17 protein-coding genes and 1 riboswitch are annotated in these 25,441 nt (G+C 44.2%); of the genes, 15 read left to right on the top strand and 2 right to left on the bottom strand.

Features of this window, described 5'->3' with window-relative positions:
- Nucleotides 1-19 precede the first annotated feature (19 nt).
- The 4 genes from Q8J82_RS08270 to ppc all read left to right on the top strand — a co-directional run bounded on the left by Q8J82_RS08270 (nucleotide 20) and on the right by ppc (nucleotide 8,409).
- The gene (locus tag Q8J82_RS08270) at nucleotides 20-850 is read left to right on the top strand and encodes a transglutaminase family protein (protein WP_305328106.1); all 831 of its coding nucleotides are present in this window, start codon (nucleotides 20-22) and stop codon (nucleotides 848-850) included.
- 85 nt (nucleotides 851-935) lie between these two features.
- Nucleotides 936-2,168: a hypothetical protein gene (locus tag Q8J82_RS08265; RefSeq protein WP_305328105.1), complete on the top strand. Its 1,233-nt coding sequence runs from the start codon at nucleotides 936-938 to the stop codon at nucleotides 2,166-2,168.
- Between the two features lie 3 nt (nucleotides 2,169-2,171).
- Nucleotides 2,172-5,540 carry a DUF2126 domain-containing protein gene (locus Q8J82_RS08260; RefSeq protein WP_305328104.1) on the top strand — a complete coding sequence of 1,123 codons (3,369 nt, stop codon included), beginning with the start codon at nucleotides 2,172-2,174 and terminating at the stop codon, nucleotides 5,538-5,540.
- A gap of 73 nt (nucleotides 5,541-5,613) precedes the next feature.
- Nucleotides 5,614-8,409, top strand: a complete 2,796-nt coding sequence (ppc, locus tag Q8J82_RS08255; RefSeq protein ID WP_305328103.1) for a phosphoenolpyruvate carboxylase — start codon at nucleotides 5,614-5,616, stop codon at nucleotides 8,407-8,409.
- A 31-nt stretch (nucleotides 8,410-8,440) separates the two neighbouring features.
- Here the strand turns inward: ppc and Q8J82_RS08250 are convergent, their stop codons facing one another.
- Together Q8J82_RS08250 and Q8J82_RS08245 are read right to left on the bottom strand one after the other, a co-directional pair.
- Entirely contained in the window at nucleotides 8,441-9,340 is a 900-nt protein-coding gene (locus tag Q8J82_RS08250) for a transglutaminase family protein (RefSeq protein ID WP_304908663.1), read from the bottom strand.
- 15 nt (nucleotides 9,341-9,355) lie between these two features.
- The gene (locus Q8J82_RS08245) at nucleotides 9,356-11,935 is read right to left on the bottom strand and encodes a circularly permuted type 2 ATP-grasp protein (RefSeq protein ID WP_305328102.1); all 2,580 of its coding nucleotides are present in this window, start codon (nucleotides 11,933-11,935) and stop codon (nucleotides 9,356-9,358) included.
- 201 nt (nucleotides 11,936-12,136) lie between these two features.
- On the opposite strand from Q8J82_RS08245, the gene Q8J82_RS08240 reads away from it, so the two are divergent.
- From Q8J82_RS08240 to Q8J82_RS08190, 11 genes are all read left to right on the top strand, one after another.
- Entirely contained in the window at nucleotides 12,137-12,865 is a 729-nt protein-coding gene (locus Q8J82_RS08240) for a proteasome-type protease (protein WP_305252846.1), read from the top strand.
- A 205-nt stretch (nucleotides 12,866-13,070) separates the two neighbouring features.
- A riboswitch (guanidine-I (ykkC/yxkD leader) is annotated at nucleotides 13,071-13,176 on the top strand.
- Nucleotides 13,177-13,228: 52 nt separating this feature from the next.
- Complete coding sequence (locus Q8J82_RS08235; RefSeq protein ID WP_304891898.1) at nucleotides 13,229-14,230, top strand: ABC transporter substrate-binding protein; 1,002 nt, start codon at nucleotides 13,229-13,231, stop codon at nucleotides 14,228-14,230.
- Between the two features lie 33 nt (nucleotides 14,231-14,263).
- Nucleotides 14,264-15,229 (top strand): ABC transporter permease, encoded by a 966-nt coding sequence (locus Q8J82_RS08230; RefSeq protein WP_304908660.1) that lies wholly within the window; start codon nucleotides 14,264-14,266, stop codon nucleotides 15,227-15,229.
- A 22-nt stretch (nucleotides 15,230-15,251) separates the two neighbouring features.
- Complete coding sequence (locus Q8J82_RS08225) at nucleotides 15,252-16,205, top strand: ABC transporter ATP-binding protein (RefSeq protein ID WP_304908678.1); 954 nt, start codon at nucleotides 15,252-15,254, stop codon at nucleotides 16,203-16,205.
- 9 nt (nucleotides 16,206-16,214) lie between these two features.
- The gene (locus Q8J82_RS08220) at nucleotides 16,215-16,997 is read left to right on the top strand and encodes a creatininase family protein (protein WP_305328101.1); all 783 of its coding nucleotides are present in this window, start codon (nucleotides 16,215-16,217) and stop codon (nucleotides 16,995-16,997) included.
- Nucleotides 16,994-18,355: a type III glutamate--ammonia ligase gene (glnT, locus tag Q8J82_RS08215; RefSeq protein WP_304908658.1), complete on the top strand. Its 1,362-nt coding sequence runs from the start codon at nucleotides 16,994-16,996 to the stop codon at nucleotides 18,353-18,355. Before Q8J82_RS08220 ends, glnT begins: the two co-directional genes overlap by 4 nt.
- Nucleotides 18,356-18,400: 45 nt before the next feature.
- Nucleotides 18,401-19,129 (top strand): urea amidolyase associated protein UAAP1, encoded by a 729-nt coding sequence (locus tag Q8J82_RS08210; RefSeq protein WP_304908657.1) that lies wholly within the window; start codon nucleotides 18,401-18,403, stop codon nucleotides 19,127-19,129.
- Between the two features lie 9 nt (nucleotides 19,130-19,138).
- Entirely contained in the window at nucleotides 19,139-19,786 is a 648-nt protein-coding gene (locus Q8J82_RS08205) for an urea amidolyase associated protein UAAP2 (RefSeq protein WP_304891361.1), read from the top strand.
- A 127-nt stretch (nucleotides 19,787-19,913) separates the two neighbouring features.
- Entirely contained in the window at nucleotides 19,914-23,546 is a 3,633-nt protein-coding gene (gene uca / locus Q8J82_RS08200; protein ID WP_305328100.1) for an urea carboxylase, read from the top strand.
- A gap of 4 nt (nucleotides 23,547-23,550) precedes the next feature.
- Complete coding sequence (gene atzF, locus Q8J82_RS08195) at nucleotides 23,551-24,873, top strand: allophanate hydrolase (RefSeq protein WP_304891505.1); 1,323 nt, start codon at nucleotides 23,551-23,553, stop codon at nucleotides 24,871-24,873.
- Between the two features lie 77 nt (nucleotides 24,874-24,950).
- Nucleotides 24,951-25,307, top strand: a complete 357-nt coding sequence (locus Q8J82_RS08190) for an amidase (RefSeq protein ID WP_304908982.1) — start codon at nucleotides 24,951-24,953, stop codon at nucleotides 25,305-25,307.
- Nucleotides 25,308-25,441: the final 134 nt, after the last annotated feature.

Below are 25,441 nucleotides of genomic sequence, written 5' to 3'. Positions count from 1 at the left end.
ATAATTGAATGAGAGAGTAATGATGAAACTCAATATAGAGCACAGCACCCGGTATGCATTTAACAAGCCCGTCGCTTATACCATTCAACAACTGCGTCTAACCCCGCAGGATGGTTTTGGTCAGCGTGTGAGTAATTGGCATGTCAAAGTAAGTGGTAAAACCTCACCGCAGATTGACGCCTTTGGCAATGCAACGCATACGCTGGTGATGGATTCTCCTCATCAGGAAATTATTATTACTGCGAGTGGAGAGGTGGAAACTGATATTGAAGTGCCAGTAAGCCCTGTAATAAGACCAGATGATTTGGCATTGCCTGTCTACCTTCGTCATACCAGACTTACACAAGTGAATGAAGAAATTCGCCAGTTTGCGCATGGATTTTTACCACAAGGTCAAATAATCGATAAAGACCTGCTGATGGCTTTAATGAATGGCATTTCACAAACCGTGAAGTGGACTAAAGATGCTGATGATAGTCAGCAATCTGCCATTGATGCGCTATCGAGTGGCAAAGGGTTGAGTCAGGGTTTGGCACACCTTTTTATCGCTTGTTGTAGAGTATTGAAAGTACCTGCAAGGTTTGTGCATGGTTATTGTTTTAATCCAGTCAGCAATCAGCTTGAAAACCATAGCTGGGCGGACGCCTGGCTGGTTGGCGCTGGTTGGCAAAGCTTTGATGTGGCTAATAATGTACCTTCAAACGGCGTGCATGTGCGGCTTGCCACAGGACTGGATTACCGGGATGCCTGTCCAATTAGCAGCGTAATGCGCGATATTGGCCATCAGCAGATGTCCGTCAATTTTAAAGTACAGGAAATGTCGCAAGTACAACAGCAATTACAGCAGTAAATACAGCAGTAAATACAGCAGTAACTGAAACTCGGCATTCAATCTATTTTTCAAAATATATAGTTTTTCAACTACAGGCTACTTAATGAACTCACTGCAATTTCAGCGTCACGGCGACAAGGTCAATTCACCTTGGTTTGAAGAATTTCTGCCCAAGCTATTAGAAGATCGCGATCGTATCGGTTTAACTGATATGGTGCATGAAATAGACGCGATGATGATTACCGTTGAGCCAGGCTGTTCAGTAGCCTATATCAGCGAACTGGCATTGATGACGCCTTATCATTACTTGGTTACGCTTGAGTCAGAATCTCACTGGACTCATGTTTTGCGAATCGACATGAATTCACCTGATATTATTGTGAGAGAAGTGCGTGATCCAAATTTACACGGAATATTTCGCAGTCTAAATGACGTCTATCCGATAGGGGCACATAAACCCAATTCGCGTTATATGGGCGAGATTTTCCGTGTCACCAATCTGCATGAGGTTGTAGAACTACAAAAAGCACGGGAGATCCGTTTTTTTAATCAGGATCAAATTCGTAAACTGGAACTGCCTGGCAATATGGCAATCGTTAAACCGTCACCCTATACGCATAATATTGCAGGTTATTGGGAACGTCCACCCGAGGATATCCGTGTATATGCTTTGGGAGTCAGTGTTATTCACAACGATGTGAATCGTGGTTATCTTGAAGCCAAAGAAACACAAGCAAAACTTGGCTTAGATAAGTTAATTCTGCCGATAGATCATTTAGCTACGCGTATCTATAGCCAAAACCGTGAAGTGGCGATACTTGAATACTTGACGCTTTCCAGCTATTACTACTGGGGCTCGTACGACATTACCAGTCAAAATTCTTCAACCAACGTCACTAAAAGTGCACACTATGACGATGAACGACATAGTCCAGCCAAGGTGTTTACCGCTGCTAATCATCCTTATTTTGTGAATCATTTAGTAGGTTTGCCATCGCCCACCGAAAATTTCGTGCGCAACTACGGTCCTCGATTACATCATATTGCACTTGGTGTGGCTGATGGTGAGACCAAAGGTCAAATCAACATTGACTATGTAGTCGATGCAATCAGAGAGAAAGGTAAAGACTTTTTATTGGATGTGATTGGCTCACGTGAAGAAGGCCTCAAACAGATTTTCTCCAGTGCTTCAGAACATTCGTCACTCATCATTGAATACGTGCAACGCTTTGGCGATTTTGATGGTTTTTTTACCAAACAAAATGTAGCAGAACTGACTGAAGCGGCTGGTGTTGAAGAGAATTTACGGTTGTTGCAAGCCGAAAGTGCTGGTTAATTTATGACTATACGGGTCGCACTTCATCATAAAACAGCTTATCACTATGACCAGCCGATACAGCTTTCGCCGCATGTGTTCAGGCTTCGTCCAGCGGCACATTCACGGACGCCAGTCACCGCTTATTCGCTGAAAATCACACCAGAAAACCACTTTATTAGCTGGCAGCAAGACCCGTTTGGCAACTATTTAGCTCGCGTAGTTTTCCCTGAAAAATCAACCGAACTTTCTATTGAGGTTGATTTAATAGCCGAGATGACGGTGATTAATCCCTTCGATTTTTTTCTTGAGGAATATGCAGAGAATTTCCCTTTTACCTACCCTGAGCAATTGCTTAAAGAACTGGCACCTTACCTTGAAATTCGGGAAGGTGGGCCATTACTCGCATCTTGGCTGGCTGAGGTGGATGGCGGCCAGAAAGCCATTGTAGACTTTTTGGTTTACCTGAATCAGCGTGTCAATCAAACAGTTAATTACTCAATCCGCATGGAGGCTGGTGTTCAGACTTGCGAAGAAACGCTGGAGAAGCAGCTTGGTTCTTGTCGTGACTCTGCTTGGTTATTAGTGCAAGCACTACGCCACATGGGCCTGGCAGCACGTTTTGTTTCAGGTTATCTGGTTCAGCTCACGGCCGATATTAAGTCATTAGATGGTCCATCGGGTACCGATGTAGATTTTACAGACCTGCATGCATGGGCTGAAGTGTATATTCCCGGGGCAGGTTGGATAGGCTTAGACCCAACATCTGGCCTGCTTGCTGGTGAAGGCCATATTCCATTGGCATGCACGGCTGATTACGTGAGCGCTGCGCCAGTGACTGGTGGCTATACTGGGCAAGCTAACATTGAGTTTAGCTTTAGCAATAACGTCACCCGCATTCACGAAGATCCGCGTGTGACCAAGCCTTATAGTGAAGAGCAATGGACGCAAATAGACAAGCTTGGTCATAAAGTTGATGCAGAACTTAAGTCTGGTGATGTGCGCTTGACTATGGGCGGTGAACCAACTTTTATCTCTATCGACAATATGGATGCGCCAGAGTGGAACATTGATGCAGACGGTGTGCAAAAACGTAAGCTGGCAGGTGAACTGGTAAGACGTCTGCGTGATAGTTTTGCACCCGGTGGGTTGTTGTATTTTGGGCAAGGAAAATGGTATCCGGGTGAACCGTTGCCGCGCTGGCAGCTCGCCTGTTTCTGGCGCAAAGACGGCAAGCCAGTCTGGCGCAACCCGGAACTGCTGGCAGATGAAAACAAAGATTATGGATTTGATCGCAAACATGCGGATATATTCATTCTGGATCTTGCAAATCGCCTAGGACTCAAGGGTAGCCATATCTGCGCTGGGTATGAAGACCCGCTATACTACTTGCTTGCAGAAGGCTTAGTGCCGAATAATCTAAATCCGCTTAAATCAGACCTGAAAGACGATTTAGAACGTAAACGCCTGACAAAAGTGCTGACTGGTGACCTTGGGGTGCCTGTGGGCTATTTGCTTCCGCTGCACTGGAGTCATCAGCGCAGTTCATGGAGCAGTAGTGCTTGGGAGTTTAGGCGTGGTGAGTTGTTTCTTGCACCCGGAGACTCTGCCATGGGTCTACGTTTGCCTTTAAACTCATTGCCTTGGGTACCATTTGAAGATAGAGACCATACTCACGAGCGCAGCTTGTACGAACCCGTTGAGCCGCTAGAAGATATTGATTCTGAAGTCAGCCGCCGTTATAGCAAATTTACTAAAGAAAATATGCATGCCAATGAAATGGCAGTTTCAGACGGTGATGATGTTCTGGAGGATCCTGAATTTACGCCACATACTGCATTATGTGTGGAAACTAGAGGAGGGCGGCTGCATGTGTTTCTGCCGCCAACGCATACACTAGAACATTATCTCGATATTATTGCTTCTGTTGAAGCCACAGCAAGTGCGCTTAAGATGCCCGTAGTGATTGAAGGCTATCAACCACCTCACGATTTACGTCTGACACGTTTGCCTGTCACACCAGATCCCGGTGTTATCGAAGTCAATATTCACCCTGCGGCAAGTTGGGATGCATTGGTTCATAATACCAACACGCTTTACGAACAAGCGCGATTAACTCGGTTAGGTTCTGAAAAATTCATGCTGGACGGTCGCCATACAGGCACTGGCGGAGGTAATCACGTCACACTAGGCGGTATCACACCTGCAGATAGTCCAATATTACGCCGCCCAGATCTTTTGCGTAGTCTGATTACTTATTGGCAACACCATCCGTCGTTATCTTACTTGTTTTCCGGCTTATTCATCGGGCCAACCAGTCAGGCGCCGCGTGTGGATGAGGCGCGTAATGATAGCCTCTACGAACTTGAAATTGCCTTCCAGCAAATGCCAGACGGTGAAGTGCCGGCACCATGGCTTGTTGATCGATTATTGCGAAATCTGCTGGTAGATATGACTGGCAACACGCATCGCAGCGAATTCTGTATTGATAAACTTTATGCTCCAGGCACTGATACTGGCAGGCTAGGTTTATTGGAATTACGGGCGTTCGAAATGCCGCCACATGCGCAAATGAGTTTGGTGCAGATGTTGCTATTGAGAACTTTGGTTGCAAGGTTCTGGAAAGAACCCTATAAAAAACCCCTTGTCAGATGGGGTACCCAATTGCATGATCGCTTCATGTTGCCGCATTTCATTGCGCGTGATATTGAAGATGTTGCGCAGGACTTACAGGCCGCTGGTTATGCTTTTTCGAATGATTGGTTTGCGCCATTTATTGAATTCCGTTTTCCACGTTGCGGCACTCTGAGTATTCAAGACTTGCAATTAGAGTTGCGAACTGCCATTGAGCCTTGGCATGTTTTGGGCGAAGAAATTACCAGTGGAGGTACAGCTAGATACGTTGACTCATCTGTTGAGCGATTACAAGTCAAGTTGACTGGTATTACAGGTGAGCGCTATGTGATCACCTGTAATGGTCGTCGTCTACCGTTGCGTGCAACTGGTACACAAGGGGAAATGGTTGCTGGCGTACGCTACCGCGCCTGGAATCCACCCTCTGCACTGCATCCTAGTATCGGCGTACAAGCGCCATTGGTCTTTGATGTAGTTGATACATGGAACGGGCGCTCTATCGGCGGATGCACTTATCATGTCACCCACCCTGGTGGCCGCAATTACGACACCTTGCCAGTCAACGCTTATGAAGCTGAGGGTCGACGTGTAAGTCGTTTTACTGTACTTGAACATACACCAGAAAATATTAAACCGCTGAAAAAGCCCCCTAAAAAACTCGCTAAAGAGCAAGAAGTCGTAAAGTTAATGACGCCAATTACAGAGAACATCAATCATGACTTTCCATTCACTTTAGATTTGAGATGGCATGCAAATTGACAGCATAAAACTTGATATGAAAAGACTGATATAAAAAGTCTGCCATTCAAAAAACTTACTGGGAGATGAAAAAATGTATGCGCCTGCGATGCTTGCTGAGAACATTTTAAAAGAAAATATCCGTTATCTTGGGCGTATTCTTGGCGAAGTAATCAAAGATAATGAAGGTGAAAAAACTTTTGATGTCATTGAAGCAATCCGCCAATCAGCCGTGAAATTTCATCGTGAGGGTGATCAAGAATTCACAAGGAATTTAGATGTATTGCTAAAAGATCTCACAACCAGCCAGACAATCGCGGTGGTCAGAGCCTTCAGCTATTTTAAACATCTGGTCAATATTGCTGAAGATCTCTATAGCAATCACCAAATCAGGATTGAAGAAAATGCTGAAACACCGGGTGGAATAGCCCATTCTATGAGTTCTTTCAAAAAAGCCAATCTTGATTTGAACGAGATTGATGCTTTTTTTAAGTCAGCCTTAATTTCCCCAGTATTAACCGCACACCCCACTGAAGTTCAAAGAAAAAGCCTGCTTGATACTGAACATGTGATTTCATCCTTGCTGGCAAACAAAGCGCTACTCATGTCGCGTCAGGAAACGGAGAAAAACTCTCGAATGCTCTATGCGGCTGTGACCGCTTTATGGCAAACCAGAATGCTCCGGTTTGACAAGCTGACGGTGAACAATGAGATCGACAATGCACTTTCCTATTATCGGTTGAGCTTATTGGATGCAATCCCTGAATTATTGCAGGATTTGGAGCAGGATATTGGCGATCTATTCAGCCAATCAGGTATAGAACGTTATCAGCTACCTAGCTTTTTACAGATGGGCAGCTGGATCGGGGGCGACCGTGATGGTAACCCCAATGTGAATGCAGCAACATTAGAGATGGCTACAACACAGCAATCCACGGTTGCGATTGAGCATTATCTAAAAGAAGTAAGCAGTTTGCGACGAGAACTGACTCCTACGACACGGTTAGTCAGCGTGACTCAAGAGCTGCTCAATTTAGCTAGTACCTCACAAGATCAATCCCCACATCGGCAGGATGAGCCTTATCGCCTGGCAATTACCTCCATTATTGCTCGGCTATCGCTTAGTTTTCAGCAATTAACAGGAAATGAAGCAAGCCTGCATATTGATAATCATCTTACAGAATCCTTATTGCCTTATTCAGGACCGGAAGAGTTGCTTTCTGATCTCAATATTATCGCCAACTCTCTGATTAAAAATCATGGTGAACTACTGGTTTATCCTAGATTAGGTAAGCTTATTAAGGCAGTTGAAACATTTGGTTTTCATCTAGCCACCATAGATTTAAGACAAAGTTCAGATGTTCATGAAGCTGTATTAAAAGAATTATTGTTTAACGCGGGGTACAGTTTTAATTATGCTGTATTGACTGAAACGGAAAAGATAAATGTACTTTTAGAAGAACTTAAGCAACCAAGACTTCTATTCTCACCATTTCAAAAATATTCAGAATTACTGATGTCAGAAATGGAAGTGATTAGAAAAGCCAGCCAAATGCGCGCTAAATTTGGGGCGAGAACAGTTCGCCACTACATTATTTCGCACACTGAAACCTTATCAGACTTATTAGAAGTGGCTTTATTACAAAAAGAGGCAGGGTTATTACGAGGCATATGGGGTTCTGGCAGCGTGCAAATGGACCTGAATATAGTGCCTTTGTTTGAAACCATTGATGATTTGCGCAATGCGCCAAAAATTATGAGTGAATGGCTGAGTCTGCTTGGTATCCGTCATTTGATTCGCTATCAAGGTAATGAGCAGGAAATCATGCTTGGATATTCTGATAGCAACAAGGATGGTGGATTTCTGACTTCAAACTGGGAGCTGTATAAAGCCGAGGTTTACTTAGTTGAGCTATTCTGTCAGGCAGGCGTAAAGTTACGTTTATTTCATGGACGTGGCGGTGCAGTTGGAAGAGGTGGCGGACCTACCTATCAGGCCATTATGGCTCAGCCACTTGGCACCGTAGCTGGACAGATACGCTTGACTGAACAAGGGGAAATCATCGCCAACAAATTTTCTGACCCTAAGGTTGCAAGGCGGAATCTAGAAGCGCTCATTGCTGCGACAATAGATGCTTCTTTATTTCCTCAAGATCAGTTGCCAAAACCTCAACGCAGGGCATACGAAATGTTAATGGATCAGTTGTCAGCTACCGCAATGACTACTTACCGTAACCTGGTGTATGAAACACCAGGATTCGCAGATTACTTTTTTAGTTCAACACCAATTTCAGAGATCGCCGAATTGAATCTTGGAAGCCGCCCGGCCTCTCGTAAATCCACTCAACGCATAGAAGACCTGCGCGCAATCCCTTGGGGATTTTCATGGGGACAATGTCGCCTGCTGTTATCTGGCTGGTATGGCTTCGGTAGCGCTATTGACGCTTATTTAAACACAAGCAAAGATGCCTCTGAAAAAGAACAGCGTATCAATGTATTAAGAGACATGCTGTCAGATTGGCCATTGTTCAAAACTTTGATTTCCAATATGGATATGATTTTGGCTAAAACTGATTTGACCATAGCCGCCTGCTATTCAGATTTGGTGGAGGATGAAGTACTTAGAAAAACCGTTTTCGAGCGTATAAAAAAAGAGCACGCTTTAACCAGCCAGGCACTTAATCTGATTCTGCAAAGCACAGAGCGTCTTGCCAACAATCCAGCATTGGCCAATTCGATTAGGAGTCGACTGCCTTATCTTGATCCACTTAATCATCTGCAAGTCGCTTTGATTAAAAGACACCGTAACGGTGAAACAGACGTGCTCATCAAGCGTGCTATCCATTTAACTATTAATGGCATAGCGGCTGGCTTACGAAATACGGGTTGAACTAAAGAGAGGTTTAAGTGTTTGGTGACTTTTAATTCGTCAAACATTCAACTTGAACTGATACTTCCAGCTCGTGATTTTGGCCGCCAAAAATCACGCCTTTTAGTGGTGCGATGTCACCATAATCGCGACCCCAACCCAAAGTGATGTGCTGAGTATTAGGGATGATATTGTTGGTAGGGTCAAAATCAAGCCAGCCTTGTTCGGGTATATATACTGAAAACCAAGCATGCGATGCATCAGCGCCTACTAGTTTTTCTTCGCCTTGGGGCGGTAAAGTTTCTATGTAGCCACTGACATAGCGAGCTGCCAGACCTTGTGAACGCAGACAACCAATCGCCAGGTGTGCAAAGTCCTGACAAACACCGCGCCGATGTTCCAACACAGAAGCTAACGGAGTCGCAAGGGTTGTGAAGTCTGGGTCAAATGTAAAATCACGATAGATACGTTGCATTAAATCATTTACTGTATCGGTAACTGATCGGCCTTGAGTGAACGATGGCTTTGCATATTCAGCCAGTTGTAAACTGGTTTCAATTAGCGGGGAATCCAGCGTGTACTGACGTGCTTCTATCAAATCAGATGCTTGTTTTAAGTAGTGCGAATGCTGCTGCGATAACATCTCTCGCACTGTTTCCCAGGCAAATCCCTGATAAAAATCCAGTTGGGATGTATTCTCCATCAGTTGCACTTCACTCACAGCCGTGACGGTGAAAACATGGTGCGGTTGCTGGATAGAAAAATATGCCACTCGGTTGCCAAAAAAATCTTCTCTGATACGGAAGTCAGCCGCATAAGGCTCAACATTCAGCGTTGATGATATGACCTGCTGATTCACACAATTACGCGGCATCAGTCTAGCCTCGTTGTAGGAAAGACCGACTGTATCGCTATAATCATATTGAGTAACATGCGTGACTTTGTAATGCATTATCAACGCCTCTTATTACGCTGGTTTCACGGCGACGAGTGAATGCTGCGGCTGACCGTGTTGAAAATAAGTAGCGGTAACAGTGTCAGATAATGTAGCCAGCAAGTAATAAAGTCGACTTAGAGTTTGGTCAAACTTTTCCCGTACATTTCCGTCAGAAACTTTAATTAGGTCGCTTAAATTGGTCAGATCAAGCAGGCTGTTTGCTTCTAGAATCAGCCGTTCTTCTATACTCAGCTGGGTATTTGTCTGCTTTCGTGGCATTTTGCTAACGTGTTCTTGAATACGATTGAATTGATAGGCCAAAGAGCGCGGATTGTTTTTATCCAGAATCAGTAATTCGATAAAAGAAGGCAGTTCAATACTGTTACGGTAATGCTGGCGATAGCAAATAAGGTTGTCGCTGGTATCCAGCAAAGATTCCATCAAAAGAATCTCAGTACCTTCTGCCTGTGCAGAAGAAAAACCACTGCGTAATAATGAGATGAGCAATAACGCTCGCTCTAATCTGCGACCCATATCTAAAAATAGCCAACCATTTCCACGAGTCATGCTTTCCATAATCAACCCGCTGAAGGCCGAGAGTGCAGTAATTAGCCTATCCATGTGTTCCTGAATATTCCATAGTGTGGATTCGGTAAGCTGTTGCGACCGCTCAAGATGGCATTTAATCTCATCCATGACGCGCCAAGTATCAGAAGACCAGAGATTACGTACTGAATAACCAGCTTGTATCAAGCTGCGTTGGTTATTAGCAATACTTCCCACTTTCTCCTCATCCAGCATCAGCGAAAGTAGTTCACTGTCTGGTGTTTTAAGTAAGGAATCTGACTCTTTATTAAGGAATCCTGGATAGGTATTAGTAATATTGGTCAGTCCACGCAGTACTGCGTACAAACTATTCTTGTAATACGGGTTATTGATGTCTGGGTTGATATAAAGTTTTTTAACAGTCGTCCGCAGTAAGCGGATGCTACCCTCAGTGCGCTCTGCATAGCGACCTACCCAAAATAAATTTTCAGCGACCCTGCTGGACAATGTACTGGTGTAATTGCTGGCTAATAGTTTTGAATGCGGTGTTTCAATGGTGTTTGCTTGATTCGGATTTTGACCCCCAATCACCCAAGTATCTTTACTGATGGCACCCATCTGGTTTGATACTGGCACATTACCTTGTTGTGCCGCGCTGCGTGTAAGGCTTCCAGGCATCAAACTGTAACCTTGCCCTTGGGCTACCAGAAAACAGCGCAATAATGCTTGGCGCGGCTCCAAATGACCAGCGACAAAAGATGGCGCGGTAGAAAAACTTTCATGCGCTTGACCAACAAATAATGCGGGATTAGATCGAATGCGGTCACGCAAACCGATAATTTGCTGTTGGCTGAGGAGGTGGCCAAATACTGAAGTCATCGAGCCTCGACAAATATGCTTGATGACCAGTTTGTGCAAATTGCTAAGCACATAGTTAAGCTCTTTAGCTTGACCGCACCACCAAGTTGCAGCACTCGGTAAGCGTAATTGCTTGCCAAAAAAATGCTCGGCAATCTTGGGCAGAAAGGGCAATAAACCAGGACTTTCCAACACACCGCTGCCTAAAGGATTGGCAATGGTGACATTGCCTCGCCTTGCAACTTCGAGTAAACCTGGAACACCCAAACGTGAATCTTCACGTAATTCTAGCGGATCACAAAAACTGTCATCAACACGACGCATAATGACATCAACACGTTGCAAGCCATTAAGTGACTTGAGCCAAACAAAGCCATCTCGTACGGTGAGGTCATCACCTTGTACCAAAGGATACCCAAGGTGTGAAGCAAGATAGGCATGCTCAAAAAAGGTTTCATTAAAAGGTCCTGGTGTCAGAACAACAACTCTGGGAGTATCAGCATTTTGCGGTGCAATTTGTTGCAGCGCATTGCGCAATGATTGGAAAAAACCATCTAATCGCTGCACACGTGAATCGCGAAAAATATTTGGAAATACACGCGACATGGCTAATCTGTTTTCCAAAGCATAACCAGCGCCTGAAGGCGCTTGCGTGCGGTCGCCAATCACCCACATGCGATTATCAGGACCTCGTGCCAAATCGGCGGCATAAAGCACTAATTGATGCTTACCTGGAATTTTGACTTTATCGCAAGCCCTTAAGAATCCGCTATGGCTGAAAAGCAGATCTACAGGTAATAAACCTTTTTGAATAAGTTCGCGCGGGCCGTAAATATCAGCAAGAATAAGGTTGAGCAGTTCTGCACGTTCTAATAACCCAGTCTCAATATTGGTCCATTCGTCATTTTCAATGAGTAGTGGAACAGGATCTAATTGCCATGGTCGGTTACTGCCATCAGGATCGCCATAGACATTGTAAGTAACGCCGTTTTCGCGCAACAGTTTGAGAATTTCATTCTGCCTCAACCTAATTTCATCATGCCCAAGTTTTTGCAATGCCTGTATAAAATATTCCCAATGCGGTCGTACTTTCCCTGTGCTGTCGAGCATCTCATCAACAATGTTGGCTTCAGGCGTATACCCAGCAACACCCTTTAGCCAGGCGCTATCTTCTGCGGTGTTTGAGTATTGACTTAAAGTTGACATCTTAAATCTCGAAAGCTTTACTATATTCTATGCTCAAAATCATTTTTAGGGTGAAGCTGAATGTTGAAGTTAACCATATCATTAAGCAATATCAGTGCCATTAGCGCTATAGAAGCGATTCAGGTTAAATAGCCAGTTAAAGTGTTGCCTGTATGCTGTTTATGAAGCTATTATTAATGCTTTACTTACCAAGTTGCTTTTATGACCTATTGTGTGGGAATGCTACTCGAATCAGGGTTGGTGATGGCGTCGGACACTCGCACTAATGCGGGAGTGGACCAAGTTGCAACCTTTCCTAAAATGACTACGTTTGAAGTGCCGGGTGAGCGTTCTATGGTCATGCTTACAGCCGGCAATCTTGCGGTTACTCAAGCGGTGTTGCAGCATTTGCATAAGGCCATTGATGCCGATGATGAAGTAAACCTTCTCAAGGTGTCCAATATGTTCGATGCAGCGCGCATTATTGGTGCAGCCATTCGAACCGTGCATCGAGAAGATGCGGAGTATCTACGACATCACAATACGGATTTTAATATTTCTGTACTTTTTGCCGGACAAATACTCGGCGAGCGACCACGACTTTTCAATATCTATTCTGCGGGTAATTTCATTGAGGCTAGCCAGGAAACACCTTATTTTCAAACAGGTGAAACCAAATATGGCAAACCTATTCTAGACCGAGTGATTAATTACAACTGTAGCCTTGAAGATGCACTTAAGTGTGTGCTGATTTCATTCGACTCTACGATACGCAGTAATGTTTCAGTTGATTTGCCGGTTGATGTGTTGGTTTATCGTAAGGATAAGTTAATTATTGATTATCGTCATCGTGTTGCTAAAGACGACCCTTATTTCCTTTCTGTCCGTCAACATTGGGGGGAGGGCTTACGTAAAGTCTTTGCCGAGATTCCTAATCCTGATTGGTGTTAATCAATTCGCCCCCTACATAGTGCAATGCCATTTTTTAAAGCACTTAAGTGGTGCAAAACAATTCATATTTAAGTAGCTAATGTGAATTTAAAATTCTAACCAATTGAATTTTAATGATATTTAATTAACCTTACTGTTGGCATACAGATTGCTTATCTATAATCAGCGAGAAAGCGGTGAATTTGATCACTAACCGCTAAAGTTTCAAAAAGATAACTAGGGTTCCGGCTTTTATTGATTAAGAGTGTCTGGTCCAAGAGTTGTCGGCCATCATTTGATTGGCTACACGGAGGGATAAAAGCCCGGGAGGATGCGTTTTTTAAATGCCGCCTTCTCGACTTTTTACCAACCTAGGAGCCAGCCATGCATACTTCAAGTTTATTCACACGCTTTTCAGCACGCAAGTTATTCACTGCTACTGCATTCACCGCATCTTTATTATTCACAGGAATATCTAGCGCCGCCGCACCGCTTAAAGTGGGCTATAGCGACTGGCCAGGCTGGGTTGCATGGCAAGTTGCCATTGAAAAAGGCTGGTTTAAAGAAGCTGGTGTGGATGTTCAGTTCGAGTGGTTTGATTATGTCGCTTCAATGGATGCTTTTGCCGCAGGGAAAATTGATGGTGTAACGGTGACCAATGGAGATGCTTTGGTTACCGGTTCTGGCGGTGCCAAGAATGTCATGATTCTAATCACCGATTACTCTAATGGCAATGACATGATTGTAGGTAAGCCAGGTGTTAAAAGCCTGAAAGACTTAAAAGGTAAGAAGGTAGGTCTGGAAACAGGATTTGTAGAGCATTTATTGCTATTAAATGGCTTAGAAAAAGTTGGCATGAAAGAATCTGATGTCACCATCGTCAATACTAAAACCAATGAAACGCCACAGGCTTTAGCTTCAGGCGATTTAGCCGCGATTGGCGCATGGCAACCAAACTCTGGTGAGGCGATGAGCCGAGTCCCCGGTGCAAAGCCAATCTACACTTCTGCCGATGAGCCTGGCTTAATCTATGATGTGCTAACCGTTAGTCCAGTCAGTTTATCTACACGTAAGGCAGATTGGAAAAAAGTCATAAAAGTGTGGGATAAAGTGGTGGTGTATATCAATGATCCTAAAACACAACCGGATGCTGTAAAAATTATGGCAGCACGGGTTGGCATTAAACCAGAAGCTTACTTACCTTTATTAAAAGGCACTAAATTGCTTAGCCTTGAGGAGGGGAAGAAAGTATTTGTTAAAGCAAATGGCTTTAAATCTCTATACGGATCTTCAAAAATTGCCGATGACTTTAATGTTAAATACGGCGTTTATAAAACGCCAATGGATTTAACTAAAGCCATCGATGGTTCGCTTGCTACTAAATAAGTAGCTAAAAATCAATCGGCATAAGGAATCAGAATGAGTCTTTCATCTTGGTTTGTGGTACGAAGAGAGTTATCACCTCGTAAGCGTACATTTTTAGGAATAGGCTCATTCCTGTTGCCTTTGATTATTTGGTGTGCAGTCAGTTATGTACCATTTATTTGGCATCCCATGGTGATGGTGAGTAACCCTGGTGATGTAGATTATTTTCAGGGTGGCATGCTGGTTGATAAGGCTGTATTTAAAGACGAACTCGTCAATATGCAATCGGCTGGTAAAGCTATCCCACAAGGTAACCCTGCCAATCCCATTTACTTGCCTGCACCACATGCAGTGGCTAAGGCTCTATATACAGGGTTTACAACGGCGCCTGAGCAACGTGACGGAAAATGGCTACATGAAAGCTTATGGCATAGCATTCAGGTTATATTCTGGGGATTTTTAATTTCATCATTGATTGGTGTGCCACTCGGGATTTTATGTGGTACTTACACGGCGATATCACGACTTTTTGAGCCATTCATCGAATTCTTTCGCTACCTGCCTGCACCTGCGTTTGGGGCGTTAGCTGTTGCGATTCTGGGTATTTATGACGGCCCTAAAATTGCCATCATTGTCATTGGTACCTTGTTTCAACAAATCCTGATTATTTCCAATACCACGCGCAAGCTGGATTACTCGTTGCTGGAGGCTGCACTCACGCTGGGAACAAGCAAACTCAAATTACTATTACACGTCATTATCCCCGGTATTTTGCCTGAGCTCTATCGTGATCAGCGGATACTGTTAGGCTGGGCTTGGACTTATTTAATCGTGGCAGAGTTAATAGGTACGTCTTCAGGTATCACTTGGTTTATTACTCAACAGGCGCGCTATCAGCATTTTGATAATGTATATGCCGCAATCATTATTATTGGTGTGATTGGTTTGGGGGGAGATTTAATATTGGCTTGGCTTGGTAAGCATTTGTTCCCTTGGGCTCGCTCGGCCAATAAAGAGTAAAGGACACATCGTGAACTCTAAAATAAATCTATCTGGTAGTTTAGACCACAGCAGTCCAGACCACAGCGGTCCGGAACACAGTTATCTGCAACAATCTGAAGCAGTAAAAAATCGCTTTGATCGTCTTAAAGCAAGAGAAGTGGTTTTAGAAGTGAAGCAGCTTGGTAAGGTATATAAAACTACCAAAGGTGAAGTCACGGCGCTTAAGGACATCAACTTTAAAACGCACAGACGCGAATTTGTGTGCGTGATTGGGCCATCAGGTTGTGGAAAGTCAACGCTTATCCGTATTTTAGCAGGACTTGAACCGCATACTTCTGGCGATGTTTTGTTGGATGGTAAACCAGTGACTGGCCCTGGACGTGATCGTGGCATGGTATTTCAGGGTTACACCTTATTTCCTTGGTTAAATGTCAGAAAAAACGTGATGTTTGGTTTGGAAATGAACAATATCAAGGGGGATGAAGCCACGCGCGAAGCGGATTTGTGGCTAGAGCTGGTAGGGTTGGATAAATTTGCAAATGCTTATCCCCATGAACTCTCAGGAGGCATGAAGCAAAGGGTGGCGATAGCCCGTGCATTAGCTAATCAGCCGCGTATTCTGTTGATGGATGAGCCTTTCGGTGCGCTGGATGCACAATCACGCGCGAAGATGCAGGCTCATTTGCTCGAAATATGGCGCAATATCGACATTACTATTTTGTTCATCACACATGATTTGGATGAAGCCATTTTTCTTGCTGATCGTATCTTAGTTCTCAAAGCGCATCCTGGTGAAGTACAAGAGTTGATTGAAGTCCCAGTGCAGCGCCCGCGCAATGCCGGTCAGTTTACCAGCCAAGAATTTTTGGCGACAAAAGCCAGACTGGAGTATTTAATTCATCCGCCAGCGCCAGAAGTTAAGCATGGTATTGAAGATGATATTGCAACGCCACGCATGATTCGTTTTGTCAATGTTGATGATAATGTGGAGTAACAGATAACTATGTTCTGGTCACAACTTACATGGGCGGAATTGCCTGACAAAATTTCAGCTTCTAATCAAGCTGCCATCTTGCCGATTGGTGCTACCGAGCAACATGGTCCGCACATGGGGTGCGGTATGGATTATGTGTTGGCAGACATTTTGTGTAATGCAGTCTCACAGCAGACCCATGTACCCATGTTGCCTACCATGCCATATGGCTGCTCTATAGGCCATAGCCGTCGATGGCCTGGCACTTTGGCTGTTCAGCCCATCACACTCATTCACTTAATTAAAGACATTGGCGATTGGGCTTATCACAGCGGTATTCGCCGTTTGTTTATTGTGAATACCCATGTAACTAACGCTGCGCCGTTGCGTTGTGCTTTGGAAATGTTACGGGCTGAGCATGATGACATGATGGTTGCCGTATTTAACTCTGCCCACATTAGCGAACGCGTTAAGGAGTTCCACCATGCCGACGGCGATGACTGGCACGCCAACGACGCCGAGACATCGCTCATGCTCGCCACAGCACCGCATATGGTTCGAGGTGAGTTGCTGTCAACTGCTGATGATCCAGACCGTACGGATGGATTGGTGTTTTCGCATCCGGTGAATCGTACCAGTACTAACGGCGTAACAGGCATGCCCAGTATTTCAACTGCCGAAAAAGGGCAGCAATGGTTTCAGTGGATGGTTGAAGACCTGAGTGAATTGATTCACAAGGGTTTAAAAGAAAAACCGCCTTTACCAAACTCTTATTTTTCCAATTATGAGCCTTTAGAAAAGAGTGACGAATGAAAACAGCAAAAGAAATTGCCGCAATTCAACAAAAACTGCAAGACCAAGGCGTTAAATACTGTATAGGCGCTTATGTAGATATTCACGGTATCCCTAAAGCCAAAGTCGTACCGATAGACCATTTGCCGCAGATGGCTGCAGGCTCTGAGCGCTATACGGGCTATGCGCTTGATGGCTTGGGGCAAGCACCCAGTGATGACGAGCTAAATTCTGTGCCAGATTTAGACCATATCATTCAATTGCCTTGGGAACCTAAAGTAGCGTGGATGCCAGCAGATAATCATTTTCAGGGTAATCCATACCCACTCAATACGCGTGTGGCGTTGAAAAATGTTTTAGCACAGGCTGCCGAAATGGGGTTCGGCATGAATCTAGGGATTGAGTGCGAAATCTATTTATTAAAACAAAATACTGATGGTAGTTTGAGTGTACCTAACCCAGACGATAAGCTTGATAAAGCCTGTTATGACGTGCGTGGCTTTATGGATAATTTTGCCTGGCTGGATAAGATGGCTACAGCGATTAACGGTTTAGGCTGGGATTTATATTCATTTGACCATGAAGATGCTAATAGCCAATTTGAGTTTGATTTTAATTACAGCGATGCGCTTACCATGTGCGACCGATTGATTTTCTTTCGTTATATGGCTAAACATTACGCAAAAGAAGATGGGCTAGTCGCCACTATGATGCCTAAACCATTCGCAAATAAAACAGGTACGGGCGCGCACTTTAATATGTCACTCTATGATTTAAAAAAAGGAGAAAACTTATTTGCTTGTGACCCCAAAGATGATCCTCGCGGACTTGGTCTGACAACTTTAGGTTACCAGTTTATTGCCGGTATTTTAAAACATGGGCCTGCATTATGTGCAGCATTTGCGCCAACCGTAAACAGCTATAAGCGACTCGTCCGCCGCGGTGCAATGAGCTATTTCAGCTGGGCACCTGTGTTTAACTCTTATGGCTCTAATAATCGTACTAATTCAGTGCGCGTGCCTATGGGTGGTGGGCGCTGCGAATCACGTAATGCTGATGGCGCAGTTAATCCATACCTGGCAGCCACCTTGGCTTTGGCTGCTGGATTAGAAGGGATTCGTGAAGGATTAGACCCGGGTAAGCCAAATGAAGACAATCTTTATGATATGAACGAAGCGCAACGCAGTACCAGAGGCATTAAATTTTTACCACAAACTTTGCAAGAAGCTGTTGCAGCATTTGCTGCTGACCCGCTGGTCGAAAAAACATTAGGTAAAGAGCTCAGCGACGAGTTTATAAAATATAAAACGGAAGAATGGGAAACTTACCACCTAACCGTAAGCCAATGGGAAATTGACCGCTATAGCTATATGTTTTAGGTGTTAAATGAAATTCATAAAAAAAGAAAGTAATTAAAAAATACTATGACAATTTTTGATCCAACAAAAATACTATGGGAAGAAACCGTGCCAGGTGGTCATCATTGGTCTGGCGCCATGCGCCGTGGTAGCGCGTTAAGATTTACTGATTTACAAGGCGGCGCCAATGTTTCACTCTTGTTTTACAACATGGAAGAAAAGCTAGAGCGCTACAACATGCCAGACACTTTAAAAGCGCAGCACACAGCATTTCTAACCACAGGCAATGTGTGTTATTCGGATATGGGACGGGTGATGTGCTCATTTGTTCACGATGACACAGGCTGGCACGACACGATATGCGGTCTTTCAGATGCTGATTTAATCGAAAAAAAATATGGTGTTGCCAATTACCAAACCCATCGAAATAAGATGTACCGCAATGCAAAAGATGGCCTACTGGTTGAATTGGCAAAATACGGTTTAGGTAAGCCTGATATGGTTGCCAATGTGAATCTCTTTAGCAAAGTCAGTGCGAATAATGATGGTTTGTTAACTTTTAAGTCAGGCAACAGCAAGGCTGGCAATGCAGTGGATTTGCGCTTTGATATGAATGTTTTAGTGGTGCTATCCACTGCGCCACACCCTTTAGATACTGCAAAGACTTACTCGCCGGGTAATGTCATGCTCACCGCATGGCGTGCTGGTGTAGCCACTGATAATGATGTTTGCCGCAATTCGTGTGAACAGAATCAGCGTGGTTTTATTAACACAGAGCGTTATTTCGCCAATTAGGAGTTAAGCATGTTAACTGAAAGCAAACTTAAAATTGATCAGGCTGTTATCAATGAAATCTGTGCGGCAGGCGAGCCGTGGTCTGGGTTAGTTAAAAAAGGTCAGACATTTCGCATATTAGATTCAGAAGGTAATCAGGCCGTCGATACCTTATTTTATAACGCTAACAATACCGAAGAGCGCTATAGCGCGACAGATACCATCCAACGCCAGGGGCAGATTTATCTCACTACTGGTTCAGTGCTTTATTCAAGCGAAGGTAATCCAATGCTCACCATTATCGCTGATACTTGTGGTCGCCATGATACTTTAGGCGGTGCCTGTGCCGCAGAAAGCAATACGGTACGGTACGACTTGGCTAAACGCCCTATGCATAGCTGCCGTGATAACTTCATGCATGCGATTAGCCATTCAGCCCATGTATGTGACCTTGAAATTACCAAGCGTGACATTAGCGCCAACATTAATTTTTTTATGAATGTGCCTGTGACGGAAGAGGGCGGGTTAAGTTTTGCTGATGGCATTTCCGGCTCTGGCAAGTATGTTGAAATGCGCGCTGAAATGGATGTATTGGTGCTGATCTCAAATTGCCCGCAACTCAACAACCCATGCAATGCCTACAATCCCACGCCTATCCAGTTATTGGTCTGGAATTGATTGGTCTGGAATTGATTGGTTGTAAATTATTGTTGATTGGTAATTATTTAAGTTTAGCAACTATAGCAGGACGACCTGCTATAGCTTGAAACAAGCGAGACGGCTCGCAACGCATTGAGAAATAATCATGTTTAAAAAAATCCTAATTGCAAATCGTGGTGAGATTGCCTGTCGTGTTATTCGCACTTTAAAAAAAATGGGCATACAGTCTGTGGCAGTCTATTCAAAGGCTGATGCTGGCGCACGCCATGTACTTGATGCTGACGAAGCGATTTGTATTGGTCCGGCGCCGGCAGCTGAAAGTTATCTGAATGCAGACAAGATTCTGCAAGTGGCGATTGAAACTGGTGCAGAAGCCATTCATCCCGGCTATGGATTTTTATCTGAAAATGCAGACTTTGCTGAAGCTTGCGAGGCATCAGGGGTTGCCTTTATTGGCCCAACCGTTAAGCAGATGCGTGACTTTGGCTTAAAGCACACAGCGCGAGAATTAGCCGAGAAAAATGGCGTACCGTTGTTACCAGGAACTGCCTTATTAGCCGATGTCGCCGATGCGCATACTCAAGCGACAAAAATTGGCTACCCAGTGATGTTGAAAAGTACAGCAGGTGGCGGTGGCATTGGCATGCAACTCATCTGGAGTGTAGATGAACTGGATGCTGCATTTGCATCGGTACAGCGCTTATCACGCGCAAATTTTAAAGAAACTGGCCTCTATTTAGAGAAATATGTACAAGCTGCAAGGCATATAGAAGTACAGATTTTTGGTAACGGTTTAGGCAAAGTCATTGCGCTGGGCGAGCGCGATTGTTCTGTGCAGCGGCGTAATCAAAAAGTGATAGAAGAAACGCCAGCACCGCATATTTCTGATGAAGTTCGTCAGGCATTATGTGCAACTGCCATTAAATTGGGCAGTGCGTTACATTATCGGTCAGCCGGAACAGTAGAGTTTGTATACGATAATGCCTCAGGCGAGTTTTACTTTTTAGAAGTAAATACTCGGTTACAGGTAGAACACGGCGTGACCGAACTGGTCACTGGCGTCGATTTAGTGGAATGGATGATACGCATCGCTGCGGGCGAAGCTGATGCTTTAGATGGTTATCGTCACCAACCCCAAGGACATTCAATCCAAGTACGCATTTACGCGGAAGATGCGAATAAAAACTTTCAACCTTCTAGCGGAGTACTCACTGAGGTTAAATTTTCATCTGCAGCGCGCAACGATAGCTGGGTAGAAACGGGTACTGATGTTTCACCATTCTACGACCCGCTTATTGCCAAAATACTGGTCCATGCTGCAGATAGAGATAGCGCAGTCGCTAAAATGCGTACTGCATTAGAAGAAACGCATTTAAGTGGCATTGAGACCAACTTGGAATATCTACGCCAAGTGTTTGCAGATACTGTTTTTCCGGCAGGCAGGCAAATTACCCGCTACCTCAATGGTTTTGAATACAAGCCGCATACGATTGATGTACAAGACGGCGGGGTGATGACGACCATACAGGACTATCCTGGCCGCATCGGCTACTGGGCTGTTGGCGTGCCGCCATCAGGGCCGATGGATCATTTGGCTTTTCGTTTTGCAAACAAATTGGTTGGCAATGCTGAAGGTGTTGCTGGGTTAGAAATTACACTTATCGGCCCTAAACTTAAATTTAATACAGATTCTGTAGTTGCCATTACTGGTGCACCTATCGAAGCCACGCTGGATGGTGAGTTAATTAACTTGTGGCAATCGCTTGCGATTAAAGCAGGCGGCGTCCTTAAACTAGGTAAGATTAACGGTGCAGGATGTCGTGCCTATTTAGCGGTGCAAGGTGGGTTCGATGTGCCAGATTATCTTGGCAGTAAATCTACGTTTACTTTAGGTCAGTTTGGCGGGCATGGCGGCAGAGCATTACGGGTTGGCGATGTGCTACATCTTACTAAGCAAGCGAACTCTGAATACATTGCAAAATCACTCCCGCAGAAATTGCAGCCAAACTATGCCAGCCAATGGGAAATAGGCGTGTTATATGGCCCGCATGGCGCACCAGATTTTTTTACTGATGCCGACATTGGAATGTTCTTCTCTACCGATTGGGAGGTGCATTACAACTCCAATACCACAGGGGTCAGGCTGATTGGTCCCAAACCACAATGGGCACGTAAAGATGGCGGAGAGGCTGGTCTACATCCTTCAAATATTCATGATAACGCTTACGCAATCGGCGCAATTGATTTCACCGGCGATATGCCTGTAATTTTAGGCCCTGACGGCCCGAGTTTGGGTGGTTTTGTATGCCCGGCGACTATTATTCAGGCAGAACTATGGAAAATGGGGCAACTCAAGGCGGGCGATACAATTCGCTTCAAAAAGGTCAGTCAAGAAGATGCCTGTGCTTATGAACAGGCACAAAATGCAATAGCGGCCAATTTAGCTGGAGAGCAAGTTGCTATTAAAACAAAGGTAATTAGTCACAGTCCGATTCTGACTGAAATTTCAGAAACATCAAATCAGATCAAGGTAGTGTATCGTCAATCAGGCGATAAGTATCTGCTAATTGAATATGGTGAACTGGTGCTAGACCTCAATTTACGCTTTCGTGTGCACGCACTGATGCAGTGGCTACAAGCAGAAGATATAAAAGGCATTATTGATCTAACGCCCGGTATCCGTTCCTTACAAGTACATTTTGACAGCCTGATACTGCCTATTAATCGACTCATACAGATTTTGCAACGAGCTGAAGCTGAGTTACCTAGCGTTGAAGAGATGGAGGTGCCAACACGTATCGTGCATTTACCATTGTCTTGGGATGATGTGGCGACTCAGTTAGCGATTGAAAAATATATGCAGTCTGTGCGCAAAGATGCGCCGTGGTGTGACTTTTCATCTGGTAACGCTAGTAATATCGAGTTTATTCGCCGAATAAATGGTTTAGATAGTATTGAAGATGTTAAGAAAATTGTGTTTAGCGCAAGCTATCTTACTTTAGGTCTAGGCGATGTTTATCTAGGCGCACCGGTTGCTACTCCAGTAGATCCACGCCACCGTCTAGTTACCACCAAATACAACCCCGCACGTACTTGGACGCCTGAAAATGCAGTGGGTATAGGAGGAGCGTACATGTGTGTGTATGGCATGGAAGGTCCTGGCGGCTATCAGTTTGTTGGACGCACCATACAGATGTGGAATCGTTGGGCTTCATTAAGATCAGAAAGCCAGATTAAGGATTTTAAAGACAGCAAACCATGGCTATTACGTTTCTTCGATCAAATTCGTTTTTACCCGGTAGAAGCTGAAGAGTTGTTGCAAATGCGTGAAGATTTTCCAAATGGAAAGTTTCAACTCAATATTGAAGAGCAGACTTTCCGTCTAAAAGACTATAACCAATTCTTAACTGATGAAGCCAGTTCGATTGATGCATTTAAAATAGGACAACAGGCTGCTTTTGATGCAGAACGTGAGCGCTGGATTGCAACAGGTCAGGCCAATTACAGTAGTGAAACCGAATCAGCCGTAGCGAATGATATTTTAGATATACCTACAGGCAGCTATGCATTCAGATCTCATGTGGCAGGCAACCTTTGGCAGATTAAACTGAAAGTGGGGGACTTTGTGAAAGAAGGTGATGTCGTGGCAGTTATTGAATCAATGAAAATGGAAATTGCAGTAACTGCCAGTTGTAACGGCAAGGTGGCACAAATTTTATGCAGTGAAGGGATGGCTGTCACGGTCGGTCAGAATCTAATCGTCATAGCAGAGGAATAAAAATATGAACTTACTAATCTCTCATCTTCGTAACCTGTATATTTCTCGTGCGCTCACACCTACCGAGCTGGTAAAGCAACTCGATGCAGAAATTGGCACTGAAGATAGCCACCACATTTGGATACGGCGCTTAAATCTGAATGAGTTGCTTTTATATACACAACAACTTGAAGGCAAAGACCCTGCTAACTTCCCTTTGTATGGTATCCCATTTGCGATTAAAGATAATATTGACTTAGCGGGTATTCCAACAACTGCAGGCTGCGCAGAATACGCATACACCCCGACGAAAAGTGCCACTGTAGTGCAGAAATTGATTGATGCAGGCGCTATTCCCATCGGAAAAACTAATCTGGATCAGTTCGCTACTGGCTTAGTCGGTACTCGTTCTCCTTATGGCGCTTGTAAAAACAGTATTAACCCAGAATATATTTCCGGTGGATCAAGTGCAGGATCTGCAGTTTCAGTAGCGTTAGGCATGGCTAGTTTTAGCTTGGGCACAGATACTGCTGGTTCCGGCCGTGTGCCTGCAGCTTTTAATAACCTGGTTGGGCATAAACCAACATGCGGATTATTGAGCACTTTAGGCGTTGTGCCAGCATGTCGCACGTTAGATTGTGTATCAATATTTGCTAAGAGCTCGGATGATGCCTTGTTGGTGCTGCAAAGTGCACAAGGTTTTGATGCTGATGACGCTTATTCTCGTCAAACACCTGCCAATGTAATGTCAAACTTAGGAAATCATTTTATATTTGGCGTACCTAAACCGGAACAGCTAGCGTTTTTCGGTAATTCTGAAACACCAATTTTGTTTAAGCAGGCCATTCAAAAAATAGAAAAAATTGGTGGAAAAGCTATTGAAATAGATTTCTCACCATTTTTAGAGACGGCACAGCTTTTATATGAAGGGCCATGGGTTGCTGAACGTTATGCAGCCATTCGGGAGTTCTTTGATTCGAAACCGGAAGCCATATTTCCTGTTACCAAACAAATTATCGGTAATGCGGAAAAATTCAGTGCGGCTGATACTTATACCGCACTTTATAAGTTAAAAGCGTTACAACGCAAAGCAGAGGCAGTCTGGAGTAACGTAGATATAATCATCACACCTACAGCTGGCACAATTTATACCATTGCAGAAGTTGAAGATAATCCAATTCAAACAAACACCAATTTGGGTTACTACACTAATTTTATGAACTTACTAGACCTGACAGCAGTTGCTGTGCCTATGGGTTTTCAAAGTAATGGCTTAGGTTTTGGCGTGACTATCTGCGCACCGGCTTTTAGTGATGATGCACTGCTAAATTTAGCCAACCGTTTATAACTGGAAAAATAATCATCATGACGACTGAAAATATAATCGACGAAAATCATATAAAAGTCGCTGTCTGTGGCGCTCATATGAAAGATTTACCTCTTAATCCTCAGCTTACTGCGCTAGACGGCAAGTTTATGGAAGCTACGCAAACATCACCAGACTACAAGCTATTCAAATTAAACGGCTTTATACCACCGCGCCCAGGCTTGTTGAGAGTCGTTGAAAATGGTAGCGCAATAGGGTTAGAGATTTGGCAAATACCACTAAAAAATTATGGGGAATTTGTAGCGAGCATACCAGCGCCATTGGGTTTTGGTACTCTAAAATTGGCAGATGGTAGCTTAGTGCAGGGATTTATGTGCGAGGCTTATGCCACGCTAGATGCGGTTGATATATCTCGATACGGCAACTGGCGTAATTACCTCAAAGAATCCCTATAAATTCGAAATTTCTTAACAAGTTGATGTATATGCTTTAGATGATATAGGGCTTAACCCTGCCGAAGTTGCAATCGTAGGCGATGACGATTGACTCAATTGCGGAATCGCCTAAATTGATAGCATATTAAATACAA

The sequence above is a fragment of the Methylotenera sp. genome (genome assembly GCF_030684185.1).
GTDB lineage: Bacteria > Pseudomonadota > Gammaproteobacteria > Burkholderiales > Methylophilaceae > Methylotenera.
This window is presented reverse-complemented; position numbering and strand designations above follow the sequence as displayed.

Bases quoted from the DNA above. Each gene is read 5' to 3' on its own strand.
- Q8J82_RS08270 (WP_305328106.1), top strand. From the start codon at position 20: ATGATGAAACTCAATATAGAGCACAGCACCCGGTATGCATTTAACAAG.
- Q8J82_RS08265 (WP_305328105.1), top strand. From the start codon at position 936: ATGAACTCACTGCAATTTCAGCGTCACGGCGACAAGGTCAATTCACCT.
- Q8J82_RS08260 (WP_305328104.1), top strand. From the start codon at position 2,172: ATGACTATACGGGTCGCACTTCATCATAAAACAGCTTATCACTATGAC.
- ppc (WP_305328103.1), top strand. From the start codon at position 5,614: ATGTATGCGCCTGCGATGCTTGCTGAGAACATTTTAAAAGAAAATATC.
- Q8J82_RS08250 (WP_304908663.1), bottom strand. From the start codon at position 9,340: ATGCATTACAAAGTCACGCATGTTACTCAATATGATTATAGCGATACA.
- Q8J82_RS08245 (WP_305328102.1), bottom strand. From the start codon at position 11,935: ATGTCAACTTTAAGTCAATACTCAAACACCGCAGAAGATAGCGCCTGG.
- Q8J82_RS08240 (WP_305252846.1), top strand. From the start codon at position 12,137: ATGACCTATTGTGTGGGAATGCTACTCGAATCAGGGTTGGTGATGGCG.
- Q8J82_RS08235 (WP_304891898.1), top strand. From the start codon at position 13,229: ATGCATACTTCAAGTTTATTCACACGCTTTTCAGCACGCAAGTTATTC.
- Q8J82_RS08230 (WP_304908660.1), top strand. From the start codon at position 14,264: ATGAGTCTTTCATCTTGGTTTGTGGTACGAAGAGAGTTATCACCTCGT.
- Q8J82_RS08220 (WP_305328101.1), top strand. From the start codon at position 16,215: ATGTTCTGGTCACAACTTACATGGGCGGAATTGCCTGACAAAATTTCA.
- glnT (WP_304908658.1), top strand. From the start codon at position 16,994: ATGAAAACAGCAAAAGAAATTGCCGCAATTCAACAAAAACTGCAAGAC.
- Q8J82_RS08210 (WP_304908657.1), top strand. From the start codon at position 18,401: ATGACAATTTTTGATCCAACAAAAATACTATGGGAAGAAACCGTGCCA.
- Q8J82_RS08205 (WP_304891361.1), top strand. From the start codon at position 19,139: ATGTTAACTGAAAGCAAACTTAAAATTGATCAGGCTGTTATCAATGAA.
- uca (WP_305328100.1), top strand. From the start codon at position 19,914: ATGTTTAAAAAAATCCTAATTGCAAATCGTGGTGAGATTGCCTGTCGT.
- atzF (WP_304891505.1), top strand. From the start codon at position 23,551: ATGAACTTACTAATCTCTCATCTTCGTAACCTGTATATTTCTCGTGCG.
- Q8J82_RS08190 (WP_304908982.1), top strand. From the start codon at position 24,951: ATGAAAGATTTACCTCTTAATCCTCAGCTTACTGCGCTAGACGGCAAG.